The 21,708-nt window shown below is 41.9% G+C and carries 16 protein-coding genes and 1 pseudogene; 15 read left to right on the top strand and 2 right to left on the bottom strand.

The annotated features are described in order from the left end of the window. The first annotated feature begins 178 nt into the window (after positions 1-178). The 12 genes and pseudogenes from MHH46_RS14590 (at position 179) to MHH46_RS14645 (ending at position 16,638) form a co-directional block, all read left to right on the top strand. Positions 179-1,039: a DUF421 domain-containing protein gene (locus MHH46_RS14590; protein ID WP_076129318.1), complete on the top strand. Its 861-nt coding sequence runs from the start codon at positions 179-181 to the stop codon at positions 1,037-1,039. A 1,007-nt stretch (positions 1,040-2,046) separates the two neighbouring features. Continuing rightward, positions 2,047-3,225: pseudogene (locus MHH46_RS14595) on the top strand (right-handed parallel beta-helix repeat-containing protein); the annotation flags it as partial. Between the two features lie 199 nt (positions 3,226-3,424). Continuing rightward, positions 3,425-4,867 carry a spore germination protein gene (locus MHH46_RS14600; RefSeq protein WP_076194303.1) on the top strand — a complete coding sequence of 481 codons (1,443 nt, stop codon included), beginning with the start codon at positions 3,425-3,427 and terminating at the stop codon, positions 4,865-4,867. Further along, positions 4,864-6,015: a Ger(x)C family spore germination protein gene (locus MHH46_RS14605; RefSeq protein WP_076185953.1), complete on the top strand. Its 1,152-nt coding sequence runs from the start codon at positions 4,864-4,866 to the stop codon at positions 6,013-6,015. Before MHH46_RS14600 ends, MHH46_RS14605 begins: the two co-directional genes overlap by 4 nt. Before the next feature lie 21 nt (positions 6,016-6,036). After that, entirely contained in the window at positions 6,037-7,125 is a 1,089-nt protein-coding gene (locus tag MHH46_RS14610; RefSeq protein ID WP_076194301.1) for a GerAB/ArcD/ProY family transporter, read from the top strand. A 132-nt stretch (positions 7,126-7,257) separates the two neighbouring features. Then, the gene (locus tag MHH46_RS14615; protein WP_076194299.1) at positions 7,258-8,235 is read left to right on the top strand and encodes a MoxR family ATPase; all 978 of its coding nucleotides are present in this window, start codon (positions 7,258-7,260) and stop codon (positions 8,233-8,235) included. Positions 8,236-8,238: 3 nt separating this feature from the next. Then, positions 8,239-9,327, top strand: coding sequence for a DUF58 domain-containing protein (locus MHH46_RS14620; protein WP_076194297.1), 1,089 nt, complete (start codon positions 8,239-8,241; stop codon positions 9,325-9,327). Beyond that, entirely contained in the window at positions 9,324-10,652 is a 1,329-nt protein-coding gene (locus MHH46_RS14625) for a hypothetical protein (protein WP_076194294.1), read from the top strand. The genes MHH46_RS14620 and MHH46_RS14625 overlap by 4 nt, the downstream gene beginning before the upstream one ends. A gap of 132 nt (positions 10,653-10,784) precedes the next feature. Further along, positions 10,785-13,382, top strand: coding sequence for a hypothetical protein (locus tag MHH46_RS14630; RefSeq protein ID WP_081387951.1), 2,598 nt, complete (start codon positions 10,785-10,787; stop codon positions 13,380-13,382). Between the two features lie 39 nt (positions 13,383-13,421). Then, positions 13,422-14,141, top strand: coding sequence for an ABC transporter ATP-binding protein (locus MHH46_RS14635; protein ID WP_076129325.1), 720 nt, complete (start codon positions 13,422-13,424; stop codon positions 14,139-14,141). Further along, positions 14,131-15,519, top strand: coding sequence for an ABC transporter permease (locus MHH46_RS14640; RefSeq protein WP_175623537.1), 1,389 nt, complete (start codon positions 14,131-14,133; stop codon positions 15,517-15,519). The genes MHH46_RS14635 and MHH46_RS14640 overlap by 11 nt, the downstream gene beginning before the upstream one ends. Positions 15,520-15,549: 30 nt before the next feature. Then, positions 15,550-16,638 carry an efflux RND transporter periplasmic adaptor subunit gene (locus MHH46_RS14645; protein ID WP_076194292.1) on the top strand — a complete coding sequence of 363 codons (1,089 nt, stop codon included), beginning with the start codon at positions 15,550-15,552 and terminating at the stop codon, positions 16,636-16,638. 19 nt (positions 16,639-16,657) lie between these two features. Here the strand turns inward: MHH46_RS14645 and nagZ are convergent, their stop codons facing one another. Beyond that, positions 16,658-17,956 (bottom strand): beta-N-acetylhexosaminidase, encoded by a 1,299-nt coding sequence (nagZ, locus tag MHH46_RS14650; RefSeq protein ID WP_076194290.1) that lies wholly within the window; start codon positions 17,954-17,956, stop codon positions 16,658-16,660. Between the two features lie 127 nt (positions 17,957-18,083). Here nagZ and MHH46_RS14655 point away from each other — a divergent pair, with 127 nt between their 5' ends. Continuing rightward, on the top strand, positions 18,084-18,587 hold the full coding sequence (locus tag MHH46_RS14655; protein ID WP_076129328.1) for a ferritin: 504 nt from the start codon (positions 18,084-18,086) through the stop codon (positions 18,585-18,587). Between the two features lie 37 nt (positions 18,588-18,624). Here MHH46_RS14655 and MHH46_RS14660 read toward each other — a convergent pair whose 3' ends face one another. Then, on the bottom strand, positions 18,625-20,010 hold the full coding sequence (locus MHH46_RS14660) for a PQQ-binding-like beta-propeller repeat protein (protein ID WP_405132618.1): 1,386 nt from the start codon (positions 20,008-20,010) through the stop codon (positions 18,625-18,627). Positions 20,011-20,232: 222 nt separating this feature from the next. On the opposite strand from MHH46_RS14660, the gene MHH46_RS14665 reads away from it, so the two are divergent. Beyond that, on the top strand, positions 20,233-21,102 hold the full coding sequence (locus MHH46_RS14665) for a cation diffusion facilitator family transporter (protein WP_076129330.1): 870 nt from the start codon (positions 20,233-20,235) through the stop codon (positions 21,100-21,102). A gap of 135 nt (positions 21,103-21,237) precedes the next feature. Further along, on the top strand, positions 21,238-21,648 hold the full coding sequence (locus tag MHH46_RS14670) for a bacteriohemerythrin (RefSeq protein ID WP_051491008.1): 411 nt from the start codon (positions 21,238-21,240) through the stop codon (positions 21,646-21,648). Positions 21,649-21,708 lie beyond the last annotated feature (60 nt).

The following is a 21,708-nucleotide window of genomic DNA, read 5'->3' on the forward strand; positions in this document are numbered from 1 at the left end:
GCATGACGAATGCTATTGTCCTCAAATGCTTCTAGCGTTATGCAGGAAAAAAATTCATACTTGTAGTAATAGATGATTTTCCATAAATAAGTAGTGAAATTCCGGATTGAATGCGGCTTTATTGACAAATAATGAGTGTTAGTAAACAAGCTTTGATTCAAAAAGGAGGGTATTTGTAATGCCGGAGTGGTTGGAGGTTGTAGTTCGAACGCTCTTTGCTGTGGTTGTACTTTTCTTTTTAACAAAATTACTGGGAAAGAGACAAGTATCGCAGCTCTCGTTCTTCGAGTATATTACGGGGATAACCGTCGGCAGCTTAGCCGCTTACATTTCTTTGGATACGGATAAGTTATGGCATTTAGGGCTCATTGCACTGATTGTATGGGTGGCTTGTTCTTTAGGGATCGAATACCTTCAGATGAAGAGTAAAAAAGCAAGAGACTTTATTGATTTCAAGTCCACCGTACTAATTAAGGACGGAAAAATACTCGAAGATCATATGAAAAAAGAACGTTTAACCACAGATGAACTGCTGGAGGAATTACGCAAAAAAGACGTTTTCAATATATCGGAAGTGGAATTTGCGATTATGGAATCTGATGGAGCCATAAATGTTTTACTCAAGAGTGAATATCAGCCGGTAACTCCTAAGCAATTGGGTATAAAGGTTGCCCCGGAGAAAGAGTCGCAAGTTGTCATTATGGATGGTAAAGTGCTCGACAAACCATTAGACACCCTAAACCTGACGCGAAGCTGGCTGGATGGAGCTCTTGAGAAAATGGGTTTTACGGTTGAGAATGTTTTTCTTGGACAAGTTGATTCTTATGGTGAGCTGACTGTTGATTTGTATGCCGATAACTTTAAAGTCCCACAGCCGCAGGATAAGCCTCAATTATATGCTTTGCTGAAAAAATGTGAAGCTGATTTAGAAATGTTCAGTTTATCAACAGATAATGAAAAAGCTAAAAAAATGTATGAGCAATGTTCGGAGCAATTGCAAGCTTCATTGAAGGTTTTAAAACCGTTAATTCAAAGCTAATGATAAAGATAAAGGCACTCTCGAGTAAAATCGAGGGTGTTTTTGTATATTAATTTAAATAAATGTAATAATATGGGCATAAAGTAGCTGTACAACCTCGAAATATTAATTATAGTTGAGATTAGGCTGGAGTTATAGATGACATAAGATTGGAGGAATGCCCTCGGTTTTTATTTAAATTAGAAAACAAGGAGGAAGATGTTCACGTAAAACTAAAAAGGAGATTTTCATTCGGAATTATGGTTGCGCTTACAACTTCGCTGGTTCTAGGAAATTTGGCATGGAGTAACCCTACCGCTCAGGCAGCAAATATCTTCAGTAATGATTTTGAGAATGGAAATGCCGACAATTGGACGAGTACAACAGGAACTTGGTCTGTAGTTGAAGAAAGTGGCAATCATGTGTATTACCAATCCACTCAAAACGAAGGACGTTCGTTCTCCGGTAGCAACACGTGGACAGATTACAGCGTTCAAGCTGATGTGAAGATTGATAATTTCAATGGGACTAATCGAACTTATGTGTGCGGGCGCTATGTTGACGGAAATAACTATTATGCTGCATCTCTGTCTAACAGTAATGGTGGGACGCTTGAAATACGAAAAAAAGTGAATGGTTCAAGTTCAACACTGGCTAGTAAAACTGATTTTCCTATAACTACAGGGACTGCCTATACAGTTAGGCTAGAGCTTAGTGGAGATTCGCTTAAAATGTATGTTAATGATGTTTTACAGCTAAATGCACACGATAACATTTTGACAGCAGGAGGTATAGGACTTGTAGCTTATAAGACAGCAGCGAAGTTCGACAATATCAATGTCTCCGATATCACAACGGGCACTCCGACACCAACGCCTACTATAGCTCCAACAATTGCACCAACGGTAGCTCCTACGGCTACTCCAACAGCAAGTGCAACCCCCACTGCGACAGTAGCTCCAACCGTCACACCAACAGCAACACCAACAGCAACACCAACAGCAACACCAACAGCAACACCAACAGCAACACCAGTTGCAGGCTCTATTTATGTAGCTCCAAATGGTCTGGACAGCAACGCAGGAACAATTGGTAGTCCAACCACACTGGCCTCAGCGATTACGAAGGTAGCCCCCGGGGAAACCATCTATATGCGTGGAGGGGTTTACACGTATTCTTCAACAATAATTGTTGGACAAGATAATAGCGGAAGCTCTAACTTACGAAAGAACATCGCTGCATATGGGACTGAGAAGCCTATATTGGATTTTTACGCCCAGCCATTTGACCCAGCTCAACGTGGTTTGCAGATATACGGTAACTACTGGAAGGTAAAAGGATTAGAGATAAGAGGCTCAGGAGACAATGGGATCTTTATTGGCGGGAACTATAACATTATTGAGAATGTTGAAACCCACCATAATCGGGATTCGGGACTGCAAATCAGCCGGTATGCTTCATCACTGACCAGCATGAGTCAATGGCCGAGCTATAATCAGATCATTGGAGTGTATTCTCATGATAATTATGATCCGGATAACGGGGAAGACGCTGATGGTTTTGCTGCTAAGCTGACCATAGGTCCTGGTAACGTATTCGATAAATGTATAGCTGCATGGAATACAGATGACGGCTGGGATCTTTACAGTAAATCAGAAACAGGCCCCATCGGAGTGGTGACGATCAAGAATAGTATCTCCTATAAGAACGGACAGACCTCAGATGGAAATTCAACGGCAAACAGTGATGGGAATGGATTTAAACTAGGTGGCGAAAAAATTGCAGTAAACCATATTGTGCTGAATAGCATAGCATTTCAAAATAAAAAACACGGATTCACTTACAATAGTAATCCAGGTTCCATTCAACTAACAAATAATACTTCTTGGAGTAACGGACAGAGTAACTTTGCTTTTGATGCCGGTACTCACCAATTTACGAACAACTTGTCTTTTGCTGGAGGATCGAGTGACAAAACAAGTGGAACCGATATTCTAAGTACTAATGTGTGGTGGAAAAGTAATGCAAGTACCAATGCCAAGGGTTTGGTGGCCAGTGCCGCTGATTTTGTAAGTCTTACACCTTCAGTGGTGCGAAATGCAGATGGTTCTTTTAGTCTGGGCAGTTTCCTCAAATTAACTGGGGGTAGCGATCTAACCGGATCTGGAACACCTAGCGGAACTAATATTGGTGCAACTTTTCCGTGATTTGAAAGCTAGGGGTTTGAGCTCCTTATTAAAGTGACTCTGTAGGATTAGATAGGTCATTTTATTCGATATTTTGATGGGCATGAGTCCGGTACTATACCGGATTTGTGCCTATTTGGTTTGTTTTAAGTATAAACCTTCCATCACGTTGGCAAACTAAGCCAGATTAACAAGTCACAATTTTGGGGGTAGTCTGCAGATGTCTGGAATTATTGAAACAATAAAAGAACAACTGGAAGGATCTAGTGATGCAGTTTTTCAAAACATTCGCCTTCATGGGCATTCCTGTGACTTGATCTATATCCCATTCATCGTAAATTCCCTGAGTCTTCATAAAGATATTGCATTGCCGCTAAGAAATGAAGCAAATTCAGAGCACAAATGGCCGGATTTTTTAGAACGATTGGATCGAGGAGCTGTTTTTCCCATCCCGTATCTTAAGGAGTTTGACATAAACAAGGCTGTGGATTTGATTGTTGCTGGAAAAGTAGTGCTTTATTTTGAAGAGCTTCCTTATGTTTATTATTTTGAGATCACGCAATATCAGAAAAGATCGGTTACGGAATCACAAAATGAACTTGTGGTGATTGGGCCACAAGAAGCATTTATTGAAGATATTGAAACAAATCTGTCCCTGCTCCGACACAAAATTAAACATCCGGATCTAAAGACTATTCATTATACGATTGGTAAATATACAAAAACTGATGTGTATGTTGTATATATTGAAGGGCTTTATAAAAAAGAAGTTCTTGCTGAAATTGAAAAGCAACTAAATGAAATAGATATTGATGGCATATTGGGCATTAGTTATATATCGGAACAATTACGGAAGGGGAACTTGACACCATTTCCGGTATTTCAATATACAGAACGCCCCGACTCGGTGGCAGCTTCTTTAATGGAAGGCCGGATCGGAATATTACAGGATGGCACACCCACTGCAATGATTGCACCTACCTCTTTTTTTACAATGCTACAATCCTCTGAGGATTATTATCAAAGCTTCTATGCCGCAAGCTGGATTCGAATCGTTCGATTTGTGTTCTCCATCCTATCGATGATTCTTCCATCGCTTTATGTTGCGATTACAACCTTTCATCCTCAGATCATACCCTCAAACCTGTTAATTACGATAGCATCTGCCAGAGAGAACATTCCTTTCTCAGCATTGACTGAGGCTTTGATTATGGAGCTTACCTTCGAGGCCCTTAGAGAAGCTGGAACCCGAATACCAAAGCCTGTAGGCCAGACCGTTTCAATTATTGGCGGTATAGTCATCGGTCAGGCTGCGGTGCAAGCGGGAATTGTATCCGCTCCTATGGTTATTGTTGTTTCCATTACCGGTATTGCCACCTACATTATTCCCCATTATGAGCTCGGTCTGACTTTTCGCTTACTTCGTTTCCCTTTATTGATTATGGGGGGAACAATGGGTTTGCTCGGGGTATATATTACAGCTTTTTTGATTTACGGGCATTTAGCTAATCTTAGACCGTTAGGCTCACCATATTTACAACCCGTTGCCCCTTTGGTGTTAGAAGATTGGAAGGACACATTATCTCGCTTTCCCTCTAACTATATGAAGAAACGCAGCAAACTTTATAGCAACAGGAATCTAAGGAGACAGAATCAAAAATGAGAACTCTAAAGATAGGAGTTGTTATACTTCTACTCCTAAATTTAACAGGCTGTTGGTCTTCAAAGGTGGAACTGGACGAATTAACCTTTGTGTACGGCTTATTTATAGATGTAGGCAAAGAAGCAGGCACCGTTGAAATTACGATTAACTCTCCTTTGCCCAATCGTCTCAACTCGGGAAGCCAGCCCTCAAGTGGTGGCGGTGATGGGAATAGTTATTCTACAGTTTCTAAGACCGCAGATACGATCGCAGACGCCATGTTACTAGTTCAGAAAGATCTGACACGTCAACTTAGTCTTTCCCAATTGAAAATAATTGTCTTAGGGAAAGCTTATGCAGAACAAGGGATTGGTGAACTCCTATTATGGATTAGAAGAGAGCCAAGTCTCCCCCTTGGAACCTATGTCATGGCTAGTCCCGGCAGTGCAAAAGAGATGAATACATTAACACCTATCTATGAACAATTGCCTTCTGATGTACTGAGGAGCTTTGGAACAGAAAAATACATGTTTTCGACTACAATTAAGGACTGCATATTCGCTGAGGCTTCGGGCGTTGGATTTGCTATAAATAATCTTTCATTTGGCAAAAAAGAAGAAACTACAAAAGAAGGTAAACCACAATATTGGGCAGGCATTCAAGGAGCAATGTTGTTTCAGAATGAGAAAATGAAGGGAATACTAAAGCTTAAAGAGGGGAGGGCATTGGCATGGGCCGCAGGCAAGCTTAAGCTGTCGGTTTATTCTGTTACCTGGGATGGTGGAGAAAGTGCAGCAAGTGTTGTATTTGTTAGCACCAAATCTTCGAAAAAAGTAAAAATAACGGATAAGGGTCCAGTTTTTACAGTGAAATTAAAGGGAAAAGCTAGTGTGATTTATTTAAGGGATCCTAAGAAAAGAAATCTAGAAGAGATCAGTAATATCATTACAGAGAAACTAAGCGATAAAGTAACTGCTAATCTGACCGAAGCTATACATTTATCCCAAAAAGCAGGTGCGGATGTTCTACAGCTCGGCATGTTGCTGGAATGGAATGATCCGAAACTTTGGAAGCAATTAAGAGAACGTTGGGATAATTACTACGCTCATGAGGCAGATATTAAGGTGAAGACGGACTTTCGGATTGTGGATTTTGGGACAGCAAAATAAAGAACTGAGGAAGGAGAAGTTATGCGTACAACAAAGTGGCAGCTGTTCCGGTTTATCACCATTTTTTTTAGCTCACAAACCACCATTTTTTTGATACCAGCTATTATTGCTACTTCCTCTTATCAAGGCTGGATTGCATTAATCGTTGGCTCCTTATTAGGATTGATATTATTGTGGTTTACAATCTATGTTGGTAAGCTGCGACCAAATCAAGCTTGGGTTCACTTTGGAAAAGAGATCATTGGCAAATGGCCACATAAATTTATGATTCTGCTCCTACTATGCTGGTGTGTTTATTATGTTTCTTTCGATATAGAGAATTTCGTACTATTTTTCGGCTCGAATTATTTAAGAGGAACTCCACCTCTATTTATCCAGTGTGTCGTTGGTCTCGTAATCATGTACACGGCAAGTCTAGGATTTGCAACAATTACATATATGGCCGATGGATTATTTATTATTTTCTTTATTACCGTGATCATTTTATTTAATTTATTCCTTCCAAACGCGGACTTTAATATGGTACCTGCTTTCTTTCATTATCATGATCCTGGAATCGCCCTGAAAGATTCTATTGTGGTCATGTCATGGTTTGGAGAATGGATTGTCCTTTTGTTCATTGCACCTGATTTAAAAATTGAAGCGAAAATGATAAAAAGATTAGTATTTGCGCAGTTCTATGTTTCAATTACGGTCTTAATAGGATGGTTATTGACAATGATGAGTTTTGGTCCACATTTAGGCCAGCAACTCCAATATCCTTTTCTTGAGATGGTGCGTAGTTCGAAAGAAGATAATTTATTAGGTAATACAGACCCGCTTTTGATTGGAATATGGTCGTCTTCGATGTTTATTCACAGCGCTTTCCTTATCTATATAGCTTCAAAATGTGTAGCAAGTTTGTTTAATACTAATAGTAAAAAAATTTACGTTCCCCTTTTAACACTGGCTTCAGTGACAATAGCGTACTTATATTCACGCGACGTCGGCAGATATTACGAACACTACAAAAGCTTTGCCATTGTGATCATTTGGCTAATCGTTGAAAGCATACCCATTTATTACGGGATTGTAGCTTTCTTTCGATATCGGCATAAGACGGCGAAATGAAAATCGAATGGAAGACGGGTGCTGTCTAATTATGGGCAGTGCATTTTTTTGTGAATTATAAATCGGGTACGCTTTCTGTTATGATTAAAGCACTTATTACATAATTATCCTCAGATTGGATGGTGTATTCACATGAATCTTCAAGAAGTAGCTGAACTTATCAAATCTATTAGGGCCAATCTTGCCAAAGTCATTGTAGGAAAAGAGGAGGGAGTAGACCTGCTGCTGACCGCATTACTTGCGAATGGACATGTCTTGCTGGAAGATGTACCTGGTACGGGTAAAACCTTGCTGGCAAAGGTGCTTGCCAAATCATTGGATTGTTCATTTAAGCGCATACAATTTACGCCGGATTTATTGCCTTCCGATTTAAGCGGGATCAACTATTACAATCAGAAGACGGGAGAGTTTCAGTTCAGACCAGGTCCGGTATTTGCCAATATACTGCTGGCTGACGAAATTAATCGTGCAACACCTAGAACCCAATCCAGCCTACTGGAGTGTATGGAGGAACGGCAAATTACTATCGATGGGGTAACGCACGGATTAGAAGCACCGTTTCTTGTCATTGCTACTCAGAATCCGATAGACAACCAAGGGACCTTCCCACTGCCTGAGGCTCAATTAGATCGATTTTTGATGCGGATTACTACGGGTTATCCTACCTTTGATGAAGGGATACATATTTTGCAGCGTTTTCGTGAGAATAATCCGCTCGAAGAGTCTTTTCCTGTAGCAACGGCACAAGATATTCAAGCCGCACAGCGTTTAGCCGCATCGGTAAGTATCAGTGATGATTTATTAGGTTATATCGTACGGATAACGGAAGCTACACGCAAATCTACGGCAGTAAAACTGGGTGCGAGTCCACGTGCTAGTGGCGCGTTGCTTAGATCAGCTCAGGGATATGCACTTATTCAAGGCAGATCCTATGTAACACCGGATGATATCAAAGCCGTGGCTGTTTCCGTGCTTGCACATCGTCTGCTGCTTCATCGGGGATTAGGCTCAAGAGAGGGACAAGCCGCGGATATTGTATTGCAAGTGCTTCGTGAAGTTGAGGTGCCTGCTGAACCCGTGACGTCCTTAAGAGGCGGAAAGGTGGAATGACCTATGGCTTTGCCTTGGTTCATTTTCATTACAGTGGCGTTGGTGTTACTTCTTGCTGACATTTATAAACGGAATGGTCTGAAAGCGCTTAGTTATTCTCGTTATTTTTCAAGTAAGACTGCTTATGAAGGAGAACGTATTGAGATGATCGAGGAGATCATTAATGCGAAGCTTCTTCCTTTGCCGTGGCTCCGATTGGAGTCTAGTATTGCGAGAGGTCTGGAATTTGGAAGTCAGGATAATCTTGGGATTAGTACAGGAGAAATCTCTCAGAATCATATTAGTTTATTCTATTTAAAATCTTATCGTCATATTAAAAGACGGCATCAAGTGACATGTGAGCGTCGTGGTTTATATCGTTTGGAATCCGTGACTATGACAACGGGAGATCCATTTGGTTTGACTCGAAAAAACAAATCATATCCACTCGAGTTAGAGTTGTTGATCTATCCCGTTCTGCTGAATCTAGACGAGCTTCCATTGCCCATTCATAGCTGGCTGGGTGAGCTTCCTGTGAAAAGATGGATCGTTGAAGACCCTTTTCTGACTGCTGGCATTCGTGAATATAGCTCAGGAGATTCTATGGGATTGGTAAACTGGAAGGCTACAGCACGTACTGGTGTTATGCAGGTTCATAAAAAAGATTACACGGCTGATTCCCGGCTCGTCATCTGTCTGAATATAGAGGACAGTGATTCCATGTGGAGAACGGTGACTGATGTGGAACGAATCGAGCAAGGAATAAGATATGCAGCGACTATAGCTGAATACGCAATGCAGCATGGAATTGAGACCGGATTAATCTGTAATGGCAGATTGGACGATGCTGGCGAAAGAGATCCAATTGAAGCAGAGCCGATGGCTCAGCTCGAAGATATGTTAGAGCTCCTGGCAAGGCTGAAGCTGGATAGAACACTTCCTATGAGTCGACTATTGGAATTGCAGGTTGAGAGTGGAATTAGTGACACAGATTTTCTAATCATAAGCTGCCATAGGGGAGCAGAATTGCAAAAGGCGACGGATCTCCTAATGCAGCAAGGCAATGGTGTGGAATGGCTGGATATTCCGGAACAAGGGAGAGAGAGCGCATGAAGCTTACGTTGTCTGGCTATGTAAGGGAAACAGTGAAACTCTGGTTGTGGTCTATTATTGAATTGTTGCTATTTCTACCGGTTTGGGTTCTATTTCAGATATATTTGTTGCCCCAACAAGATGAACAAATATGGTTGATTGCGCTGCCTATACTAGCTTTAGCAGGCATTCTTTTGCGCAATTTTTGCAATGTAAGATGGAAGCAATTACTTGCCGCCTTAATCCTCGGGGCATTATTAGGTGTGGCTTCAGGGAGTTTATCCATCGAAAGCCTTCCCTTAGGTGTGGCTGGAATTATATGTACATTCTTAGGGATGACGGTAGACTCTAGAAATAATAGATTCAGAATGTTTTGGATAGGTATAATAATCTATTTTGTGGCAACTATAGCGTTTCATAGAGTTCCTGAATTGGAGCCAAGTGTGCCGTTATTGACCTGGTGTGGCAGTCTGTATTTAATACTGACTTTACTTATTTCTAATAGCAGCTATATACGATACAGCGCACTTACTGAAGAGAATGAAACGCTGCCCAAAGGGATACAACGGAATAATCGTATATATGTCATTGTGATTGGAGTTATTGCAGCTGTACTAGCGGCAGGTGTCGGTAAAGCTATAGGATCATTGGTATGGAGACTCTTACGCTCATTTTTCAATTTTATTAATCAGTTATTTTCTGGCACAAAAGAACCAGAGCCTCCGCCAGCAGAATTGCCGCCAGCAACTCCGATGTTACCACCTGTTGGCGAGCAAAAGCGTGGCTGGCTAGCTATTATACTAGAATACGGGTTTTATATTTTGGCGGCGGTATTATTGGGGTTTGCAGCCTATTATGCACTTCGCTGGTTGTACAGAAATGCTGGAGAAAAGTGGCGGAAAGTCATAGATGCATTGTTATCGATGTTACGTAGGGAACATACCCCTAAGAATAATACAGCATATCTTGACGAGGAGAAAAGCGTCTTTACTTGGGAACAAACCGTTCGAGGGTTAAAGGATTTCTGGAGCTCTCGTCTTCCTTCAAAACATCGTAAGGATCGCTGGGATCAGATGAATGGCGAGCAGGAACGTGTCCGTTGGCTTTATCGGCGGTGGCTTAATATAAAGCGCGATAACGGTTATGAAATGAAAAGTTATCTTACGCCGCAGGAAACAAAAAGGGATGTTTTGCTATGGGGAGATCGTAGCAAGCATAAACGTAAGGGTGATGATGATTCTTTAGCAGCAGATCAATTGATTGAAATATATGAAAAAGTTAGATACGGAGAAGATGAGCCTGCCGCTTCTGATATTGCAGCTTTGAAAAATCAACTGAAATTATAGAATCATTTTCAGAATATATGCAAATTGGAACAAATAGGTTACAAAAGATCTGTAAGAGTTACAACATGGATACAATTGGATCTGTGCTAACCACTATAATAATTCTAGTAAAATACTCGTGGAGGGAAGTCAATGAGAAAGCATAGCAGTACATATGTTGTTTTACTCTTAAGCACCTTTGTCATAAGCCAGTTGACAGGGCATACCGCTTCGGCTGCTGCAGTTAGTTCTGTTCAGCCAAAATCGGCGGTAGCTGCTGCAACTGTAACAGCTCCTAGTAATCTGGGTTCCGTTTCTTTAGGAGCTAATATCAAAGCTACACTGGAAGATGTGAATATTTGGTCACAGCCTGGAGGCAATATTTTAACTTATACAATTAACTATTCGAATGGCAGCAACAAAAGTGCTAGCCTACTGTATTATTTTTCGAGAGTTATGACCTCTGGCGGCTCTGTTATTCCAGGGAATCCACTAAGTGCGGACGCTACTAAGAAAAAAGTGGGTTCTAACGAAAGCTTGCGCGTTACATATTATGTTAATGTTGGCCAGGTAAATTCGTTAAAAGGTATCAAGATTCCAATGTACGTTTGGGATTCCAAAACCAAGGGGTATCTCAAGCAAGTAGGAACTTTTAATATACCCGCCAACTATTCGCCAACCGCTGTAAACGGAAAAAATGTAAGCACTACAATGAATGACATTCCGGTTATTGCTAAAAGTGAATCCTTGGAGCTCTACAAATACAGCGGAAAGGTTTATGCCAAGGTGGGCATAAGCTTGACCAATAAAGGCAGCAAAGTATTAAGTGATCCTGGTTACGCAGCATATTTGGTCTCGGCAGGGGGAAGCTCGTATGAATTAGCCCTTGACCGTTCTCAGCTTAGTTATAAAATTCAGCCCCAAGAGAAAAAAACCATTTATTATCTTACAGAAATTCCTTCGTATATGAAGACGGAGAATATGAAACTGCAATTCACCCAAAAGGATGAGGCGCTGAAGCTGGAGATTGCCAAATCCTCGTACAAGCTGCCTGCGGCTACTACACCAAATCTGGTAGTTGGCAAAGGTGTAATCAAGAAAATTACCATCAATAACAATACGGTTGAAACCCAATTAAATAACGCAACCGTATACGCAGAGAACAATAAGGGATTCTGGACTTTTCAGCTGCGAGTGAAGAATACAGGAAAGACAGCCGTTACGTTACCTTCTTATGAACTTGCTGTCAAATCCTCAACGGGGACAACCTTTCCGATCAATTCTAAGGGCTTGAGCGGATTAACCATAAAACCGCTGGAGGAAAAAATCATCCCGCTTACCGCACAGGTACCCCTTGAGGTAGAACAGAATTCACTGCAATTGCAGATGATTGAGGCTGTTTCTGCTCCAGATAATAGTGAAACGGGAACTACTGGAGAAGGTGTAGCAACTGGAAGCACTGGTGGAACCAATGTCGCTACGAGCAACACAGCTAAACTAACGGTTCCGGTTGCTTACTTTACGATCTCCTATACCTTGCGTCCTGAGATACAGAAAGGTATGGAATATAGAGCAACAAATGAATATGGGACGTTTACTTATAGTTTAGTTTCCTTGCAGCGTTTTCCATGGAAAGACGATGATATCGTTGTTGCCAGATTAAATATTACGAATACCCAATCGGTTGCCTTGTCTCTGCCGGAATTAAAGGGAGCTGTTCAGGTAGACAATGAGGACATGTCATCTTCAACGGAATTGTTTATGGATAAGGAAACTTCAACGATTGGGCCCGGTAAAAACGCTGAAATCTATGTGTTTGCCAAAATTCCTTATACACAAGAGTTCGATAAATTAAAATTAAATCTTTATTCTATGGTAAAAGAAGAGAAAAGCTCGTTCCTGTCAGTTACTACGAACAGCATGATGAACGCTGTAGCTTCTATTGAAACTGGAGGAAGTTATGTTATCTCTGGTAAAGGCAAGAACGCAAAAGTGCAAGAGAACAAAACCATTATTTATGAAGGACTTAACTCCAATCTCGTATACACAGAGCTGCTTCTGAGCAGTGAAGAGAAAAGACAAAGCAAAATGGCTCGCCTCCAAGCTTATTACAAAACGGGAGATGGTCAGCTATTCGAAGCTACAGCCAATCAGCCGGATACGTCTGCTACTCCAGGCGGTAAGCAATTAATAACCTTTTGGGCTAAGGTTCCGAAGGCTGTTAATGCTTCTGATGTAAGCCTGTTCCTTGGGCCAGGGATTACTGGGAATAAGCTGACGGAACCCGGTCAGGAATCCACTGGATTTATTAATATGGCTTCACTGTCATTAAATCCGGTCATCACACCACCAGAGAAGAACTTGACGAAGGTGGCTATTTATCCGTATACCATGTCCGTTCTAAGTTCGGAAGGGCGCTCACTACAAGGCAGTGACTCTATAAATATAGTTATGAATTACAATCTTCTTCGTGACAGCAGCTATGATATGGGAACCTTCACGCATAAGCTGGTCCTCAAAATGACGGATCCATATGGTCTATCTCAGGAACGAAGCTTGAACATTGGCACCGATATTCTTGAAGGGACCAACAACTCGTATACAGCAAGCTTTAGCAATAATATGTATAAGAATTTGTCAGGAGGAACCTACCGGATCACGCTGTACGATGAATTCCAAGGCGAACGGATCGAGCTGGCTAGTCAAGCTTATAACATCAAGATTGATAGAGCAGTTGTAACTGAGAAATAGCATTTCATATCTATTATTGTACGAAGAGGAGCAGCTCCAATGTTGCGAGTGGAAAATGTAACGCATTCTTATAAAAACGGTAATGAAACTACAGCAGTGCTTCATCAAATTGACTTTTCTGTGAAAGAGGGGGAGATGGTAGCACTGCTGGGGAGCTCGGGTTCCGGTAAGTCAACGATGCTCAATCTGATGGCAGGACTAATGAAACCTACGGAAGGCCATATTTATATTGCCGATCAAGATATCGTGAAGATGAGTGAGAATAAGCTATCGGAATTTCGCAGAAAAAATATCGGGTTTATCTTTCAAGCTTATGAGCTGATTACTAGCATGACAGTCCGTGAAAATGTAGAGCTGCCGCTGGTTTTTCAATCCGTTGCACCCTCTATACGTAAACAAAAAGCTTTAGAATTGTTGGAAGGAGTCGGCATTCCTGATAAAGCCGACTTGTTCCCTTCCCAGCTGTCTGGCGGACAGCAGCAGCGTGTTAGTATTGCACGCTCCTTGATTACGGAACCATCTGTTATCTTTGCAGATGAACCAACCGGAAACCTAGATTCGAAGACAGAAGAAGAAATTATCAATATCCTGCTTAACCTGAACAAGAAGATGAAGACTACCTTCATAGTTGTAACTCACGAGCTAAAAGTCGCGGAGCAAATGCAGCGGATATTCACGCTTCGGGACGGATATATGATTACTGAAAACCAAACTTCTTCGAATACTGAACTCGAAGGGGGTATACTCATTGAGGATTAGTGATATTTCCCGCTTGGCTTGGGAACAGGTCAAACGGCGGAAAGTTGTCACAGGTCTTTGTATGGCTGGCATATCCATTGGATGTGCTGCAATCATAGTTGCATTAAGTATAGGAGACTCCGCACAGAGCTACACGGAGCGGGAAATCAACCGCAATTTCAAAATGGATGAAATTACGGTGTCTCCCAACGGAGGTATACCCTCCCAAGGAGGAGGCAGCGGTGGCAGCGGATCGTCTGCGGCCAATGAAAAGCTTGATCCCGGCAGGCTGACAGCACAAAAGCTGGAGATTATTAAAGGCTTGCGGCATGTAACTGCAGCAGCTCCCTTTCAAGAGCTAGGGTACATACAGATGTTGACTATCGATAATAAAATAACAGATGTACAGCTTATTGGAACGGATCTACGCTTGTTAACGAAATATGATAAGAAATTCAAACAAGGCGGAGCTTCTGATTTGGTAGGAATGGCTGTACTGAACTATGGTGCAACCGTTGGACTGATTGATAACGAAACTCGGCAGCGTCTTTTTGAACAACTGAGTACAGATCCATATAACAATAAGTTGATGGAACAGTACAACAGCTTAAGCATGCTTCCAACAGATATGTACAAGCAACAGGTTCAATTACAGTCTTTTGATCCCGCCTCTCAAACCGGAGGGATGTTAGTTAGCTCACCGATTCAAGTGGTGGGAATCCTCGACAACCCGAGTGGAACGAGCGAGGATATGGCTATGTACGACAAGAAGATCTATGTGTCACTAGAGACTGGCGAGCGGCTTGTAGAACAAATGAAGCTATCGAGTGGAACCGCTGGGCAAAAGGGTGTCTATAACTCAGCGATTGTAAAGGTAGACAGCACTGAGAATATCGTGGAACTAGAGAAGCTTATTCAGAAACTTACCTTAACAACAAGCACAAATTTGTATCAAAAAGAGGCACTCGCTGATACCTTCAGCATGGTCAAGAAAGCAGCTCTCGGTATAGGTGTATTTATTCTGATTATTGCTTCGATCTCCATTATCGTTGCGATGACTATGTCCACTCATCAACGACGACGGCAGATCGGTATTATGAAAGTGTTAGGCGCCAATATGGGCCAGATCCGCAATATGTTCATTACAGAAGCGGCATTGCTCGGGATGTTGGGCGGATTGCTCGGCATAGCCTTTTCATACTTGATTGTATTAGGAATTAATAAGCTCATCGGTAACTCTTCAGGAATGGGTGGAGGCGAGCCTTTGGTGATTTATATTCCTCTGATGACTCTTCCGGTTGGGATCGCATTTGCGGTAATGACAGGGGTATTATCGGGTATTTATCCGGCGATCAGTGCATCCAGAACGAATGCACTCACGGCGATTAAACGGGATTAGCTATTTTTAAGTTGAAAGGAAGCCAAAGTGATGAAGAGGAGAATCAAGTGGATTGTATTGGTACTGATTATAATTGCAGCAGGTTATTTTCTATATAGTAAGATGTATAAGCCTGAAGCGCAGTTAGAGCCTGTTGAACCCCCACAAGCCATAACTTTTGAGGTCACACAGGAGACCATTACCAATTCCATACAGGTTAAAGGTAATTCTAATTATGAGAAAGAAACGCTTGTTTATGCTCCATATGCTTCAAAGGTGACAAAGTGGAAGGTTGAGAACGGTGGACAGGTCAAAAAAGGTGATTTACTGTTTACTCTCGATCAGGAAGCCTTGAAGAATGAGATTGCTACACAAGAGGCGACCATCCGTAAAGCAAAGCTGGAAGCAGAGCTGAATGCATTTGTGAGCCAGCAAGACGAGGAGAATGCAGCCCTTGGTGCAACTGAAGCAGAACGGATTAAAGCACTCACAGCCCAAGAAGCAACACGGCTAGGGGACGAGCTTAATCAGGTCAATGCCGAAATACAAGCACGCGAATTAACAGAGAAAAAAGCCAAACTCAAAACAGCACTTTATTATGCTCCGGCAACCGGCATTTTCTTATTTGACAGTGCAAGCGAAATTCCGCAAACAGTGACAGATAATCAATATATCGGAAAAATAGTAGATATGAACAAGCTAGAATTCATTGCTCTTGTAGGTGAACAAGACGTCTTCCGTATAAAGACAGGCATGAAGGTGGACGTAAAAATGACAGCTATAAAAGATTTGAAGTTATCTGGAGAAGTTAAGAAGGTGGCGAAATTTGCAAAGACAGCTTCAGGTCAGAATGCTACTGCCAGTTCGGTTCCTCAATTCGAAGTGGTTATCACGCTGCAGCCTGACGAGCATTTGATCGGTGGCTTAAGCTTAAACGGAGAAATTGAAACAGTTCGCAAAGAAAATGCCACCGTTGTATCCAGCATAGCTGTAATGCATGAAGGAGACCTCTCCTACGTTATGCTGGATAAAGGGGACGGGCAATATGAACGAAAAGACATCGAAGTGGGTCTGGAAACTACGGACAAAACAGAGGTTCTCTCTGGGTTGAAGGTTGGAGATGTTGTTGTTCTTCAGTAACAATGACTAACGCTTAGATTTACTTCTCAATCGTTTGACGCCAAACGTTAATATCTTTATTAAGATCGGTAAGATCAGGAACCGGGATTTGCTCATCGGAAAGGTTATATTTGGCTTTTAAGGCTAAGATCCGATAGACGCTTTCATCAATCCGTGTTTCTTGAATCTTACCGTTTTTTACGTTTTGCAGGAGGGAGTCCATGACCCGTTTTTCATTATCATAGCCGTGAGCGACAAGGAGAATATCACTACCTGCATTCACAGTATCTACTGTTGCTGTAGTCAGATCGTAGTTCTTCATAATGGCTCCCATGGTTAGATCGTCTGTAATTACGATTCCTTGGTAGCCCATTTCATCTCGAAGCTGTTCACCAATAATGGTACGCGATAAGGATGCGGGTTTGTCTGGATCTAATTTTGGAAACAAAATATGAGCGACCATTACGGCGTCCGTCCCCTCTTTAATGGCTGCTTGGAAGGGGAGCCATTCTAAGTCAGCTAGCTGACCGGCTGTTTTGTTCACAATCGGCAGATCCAGATGGGAGTCGACAGAAGTATCTCCGTGTCCTGGGAAATGCTTGACAACAGGAACGACGCCTTCGCTCTCAATTCCCTTCATTTCGGCAATCCCTAGTTGAATGACTTGGTCAGCAGCATTGCCGAACGACCGGTCTCCGATGACTGGATTGTCTGGATTGCTATTGATATCGAGAACGGGAGCAAAGTTCATATTAAATCCGGCTGAACGTACTTCTCTTGCGAGCAGCTTTCCCATTTTCTCGGCAGCAGCAGCGTCATTACTTGCACCCACTGTTCCGTTAGAAGGGAATGTAGCATATTCTTTAGGCATCCGGCTGACTTTTCCACCCTCCTGATCAACACTCATGAATAGTGGGGCAGGGTTGCCAGTGTTACTCTTTTTCATAGAATTGATAAGACTGATCATCCCTTTCAGGCTTTTAATATTGTCCTTATAGAGGATGATTCCACCTATTTTGTCTTCGGTAATCATCTTTTTAGCTTGCTCATCAAGGACAGTTCCATCAATTCCAACTAGGAGCATTTGTCCGATTTTTTCTTCCAAAGTCATCTCAGCAACCTGAAGAGCAATTGGATCGCTGACTGCTGAGGGGGTGGGAGCCAAGCTGGTGGTTGGTGCAGGTGTGGATTGGGAGGTCGGTGAATCGGTAGCTTCGGACTGTGAATTACTGCTGCTATTAGAACAGCCAGCAATGAGGAACAGTGACACCATAGCTGCAATAATGAAGAGTGTACCGGAAATCTTAGGCTTTAGGCTGTGACGGGTGAATCTAATCATCTGAATAGTCGTCCTTTCGTTAGCTAAATTAGATATTGGGAGAGGAATCCTTGCTGACTTAGAAGCACGGTGATAAGATAAACTTAAATATTTACATATTAAATTTGAATAATGAGGTGACGGTCCAATGAAAGATGGATTAGTACAAGCACTTAATGAACAGATGAATTTCGAGTTTTATTCCGCTCATGTTTATCTAGCGATGGCTGCTTATTGTTCCGGCGAAAGTCTGGATGGATTTGCAAACTTTTTTCTAATTCAAGCCGAAGAAGAACGGTTCCATGCCATGAAGATTTATAAATTCCTTAACGACCGGGATAACCGTGCTACGCTAGAAGCACTGCCAGAGCCGAAGAACGAATATAACTCGATGTTAGATGCTTTTGAACATGCCTTCGCGCATGAACAGCAGAACACTAAACGATTCTATCATTTGGCTGACCTTGCTCTGGATGAGCGTGAACATGCGACGATTTATTTCTTGAAATGGTTTATAGACGAGCAAGTAGAAGAAGAAGCACTTTTTAGCAACATCATCAGTAAACTGAAACGAATTGAAAAAGATAGCAACGCCTTCTACATGCTGGATGCCGAGTTTGCTGCACGTACTTTTACAGCTCCGGCTGAATAAGTTATTGAAGCCTAAAAGCCTGAGAAATCAGGCTTTTTTATTTTATAGATGTAGGAAGTTTAATCGCGAGCAGCTTATTATCCGTCCGAATCATCAGCATCCCTCCAGTTTTAAGGGAAGGGGCAAAGTTACGAGAGCCTGTGTTCACAGTGAAAATAGGCTTTAGAGTTAACATGTCATAAGCGTGAAATAGGCCGTCAGATTGTCCACTATAAACCACGTTTCCGAACAGATCCGTCTGTACCACTGGATTCTCTCCAATATTGAGTTCGACAAGCTGGCCGGTTCCTAGCTTAAGTGCGGATAAAGTACCTTTATCTTGATTTTGAAATAACATTCTTTGTTGATAAACTTGGTTCAATGGAGAGTCTTTTTCTTTAACCATCGAGGTCCAGGTTTGCACCGGTTTACCCTCTGCAGAATAATTCCAGAAATCATATTTCACAAACTTACTGCCCTGAAAGATATAAAAGTCCTTTCCATCCAAAAACGCGTTTCCATTCATCCCATTATAACTGTACACACCATCTTTATTCTCGGTATCTGTCCATTTATATAAACGTTCTCCTTTTAATTCACCTGTCTTTATGTTGAACACGGATACTTTGACTTTTCGATTTACCGGGTCATCATCCATCATAAATGTATTCGTGATAGAGTAGAGGAGCCCATCCTTCACTGCTAACGGCATCCACTGCCGGGTCTGGTCCCATAGTTTTTTTCCTGTCAGACTGTCATAAGCGGCGAGTCCAGCAGTTGTTAAGGCCCCTTGAGACAGATAGCTGCGAATAACGACCCCATCTGATTCCATGACCTCTGATAAGCCTGTAAAGTTATTGCTTTTCTCTACAGCCTTCCATTTGATCTTTCCGGTTACGGCGTCAACTGCTGCTAATTGTTCCTCTTGAGTAACATAAATAGTAGATCCTAAACGCTGTATATTTGTAGCTTTGGGGAGTGTTATGGAAGCCGACCATGCTTTTTTACCTGCCTCATTAACGGCATATAGGGAGCCGCTTTGGGTTAGACCGTAGATAAATCCATTGCTGTACGTGAATAGCGGCGCTAATCCACTTCCGAACTCCCATATTTTTTTGCCTGTTGCCGCATTCATTGCGGTTAATTTTTCATTGCGCTGCAACGCAAAGATCTTCCCGTTTTCCGCGAGTGCTGTAATGTCCTGTCCGGTGATTCTGTCTTTTTTTAAAATGGCGAGTTGTGCTGACCAAACAGGTTTTAGGATCGGGGCTGTGACTTCACTGTAATAAGTGTTACTTAGGCTTACAATTGCTTTTTCTGCAGAAATGACTGACATTGATCCACTGTTTGTTATTGGAATTAAAATACTCCCTATAGCTAAACATGTAACAATTTTCTTCGGCAAAGACTGAATCATCACTCCACGCTCCTTTGAATTAGTCATTACTATAATTAGACAATAAAAATAGCAAAAAGTTACTATTCCAGAAGAATGGAAGCAAAGTTGAACGGGGGCAAACTATGTTGCGTCCTGCAAAACAGTTACGACCTTGCAACTCTATTTGACAGAGGGAACTATTGCGCCCCGTAGCAACACTGTTTCTCTAGACCCACCCGATTCTCAAAGTGTAGTATAGAACAATACTATTCTTTGGGGGTTCTTTTTTTGGAAACTTATAACGACATTAAACAAGGCGAAAAAGGAGCTTGGCTAAGCATCGTTGCTTATATCTTTTTATCAGCTATCAAGCTGTTCATAGGTACGGTCTCAGGATCTCAAGCGTTGCTTGCAGATGGATTGAATAACAGTACAGATATTATTGCTTCTATCGCGGTACTAATTGGCCTGAAGATTTCCAGAAGACCGCCGGATTCGAACCACAGCTACGGGCATTTTAGAGCGGAGACCGTGGCTTCATTAATTGCTTCATTCATTATGATTGCGGTAGGGCTTCAAGTTTTGTACCAAGCTGTGAACAAATTTATTCAACCAGCACTGGAAAGTCCTGATCTCATAGCGGCGTGGACGGCAGTGGGCTGTGCTGTAGTTATGATGGCTGTCTATATGTATAATATTAGGCTGGCCCGTGCCATTAACAGTAACGCAATGCGGGCAGTAGCACTGGATAATCGATCAGATGCTATAGTTAGCGTGGGCGCTTTTATCGGAATTGTGGCTTCCTCCTTGGGCGTTCCTTGGCTTGACCCGCTTACAGCCATCATTGTCGGACTAATCATCTGTAAGACGGCATGGGATATCTTTAGCAAAGCTACGCATGATCTGACGGACGGATTTGATGCGGAAGAGCTTGAACATATGAAAGAAACTGTGGCAGAAATTGATGGTGTACAATCCATAAAAGATATCAAAGCCCGTATCCATGGGAATAACGTATTAGTAGACACAACTGTGCTAGTGGATTCTCAGCTAAGTGTAGTGCAGAGTCATGATATTACGGAAGAAATTGAAGAACAGTTAAAAGACCGGCACCAAGTTTCCAATGTACTTGTACATATCGAACCCGTGATGAAGTAGAGATTTATCAGTAGGTGCCATATGTACAGCTAATGGTTGAATATAAGCACCTGTGATGTTGTTAATAGTTCTTTTGTGGAGAAAGGTGGAAAATAAAATTAAAATGTAATTTTCAAGAAACGGAATGGTGATTTCATGATCGCTTGGAAAGATTCATATGATATCGGTGTAGAAAAAATTGACTGCCAGCACAGACAGTTGTTAGCGAAATTGAACGAATTCTTTGAAGCATGCAGTAATCAGCAAGGGAAAGAAAAGATTGAGGAAACACTGAAATTCTTAAAAGAATACACGATTGAACATTTCAGTAATGAAGAGCAGCTGATGGAGGAGATCAACTTCCCTGAACTAGCTGAACATCGTCAGACGCATGCTGATTTCGTGAAGGCAGTTCTCGAATTGGAAGAAACGGTCAAAACAAAAGGAGTATCCGTACTCTCAACAATCAAGCTTAATCGAACGTTAACAGACTGGCTGATAAATCACATCAATAAATGCGATAAGCTGATTGGTCAATGTATGGCCACACGTGATAAAGCGATATAAGATAAACCTCCAAAGAAGATGCCGATGGGCATTTTCTTTTTTTAGTTCCGATGTTTTCCG

It is taken from the genome of Paenibacillus sp. FSL H8-0175, from assembly GCF_045040615.1.
In the GTDB taxonomy this organism is placed as follows: domain Bacteria; phylum Bacillota; class Bacilli; order Paenibacillales; family Paenibacillaceae; genus Paenibacillus_AQ; species Paenibacillus_AQ odorifer.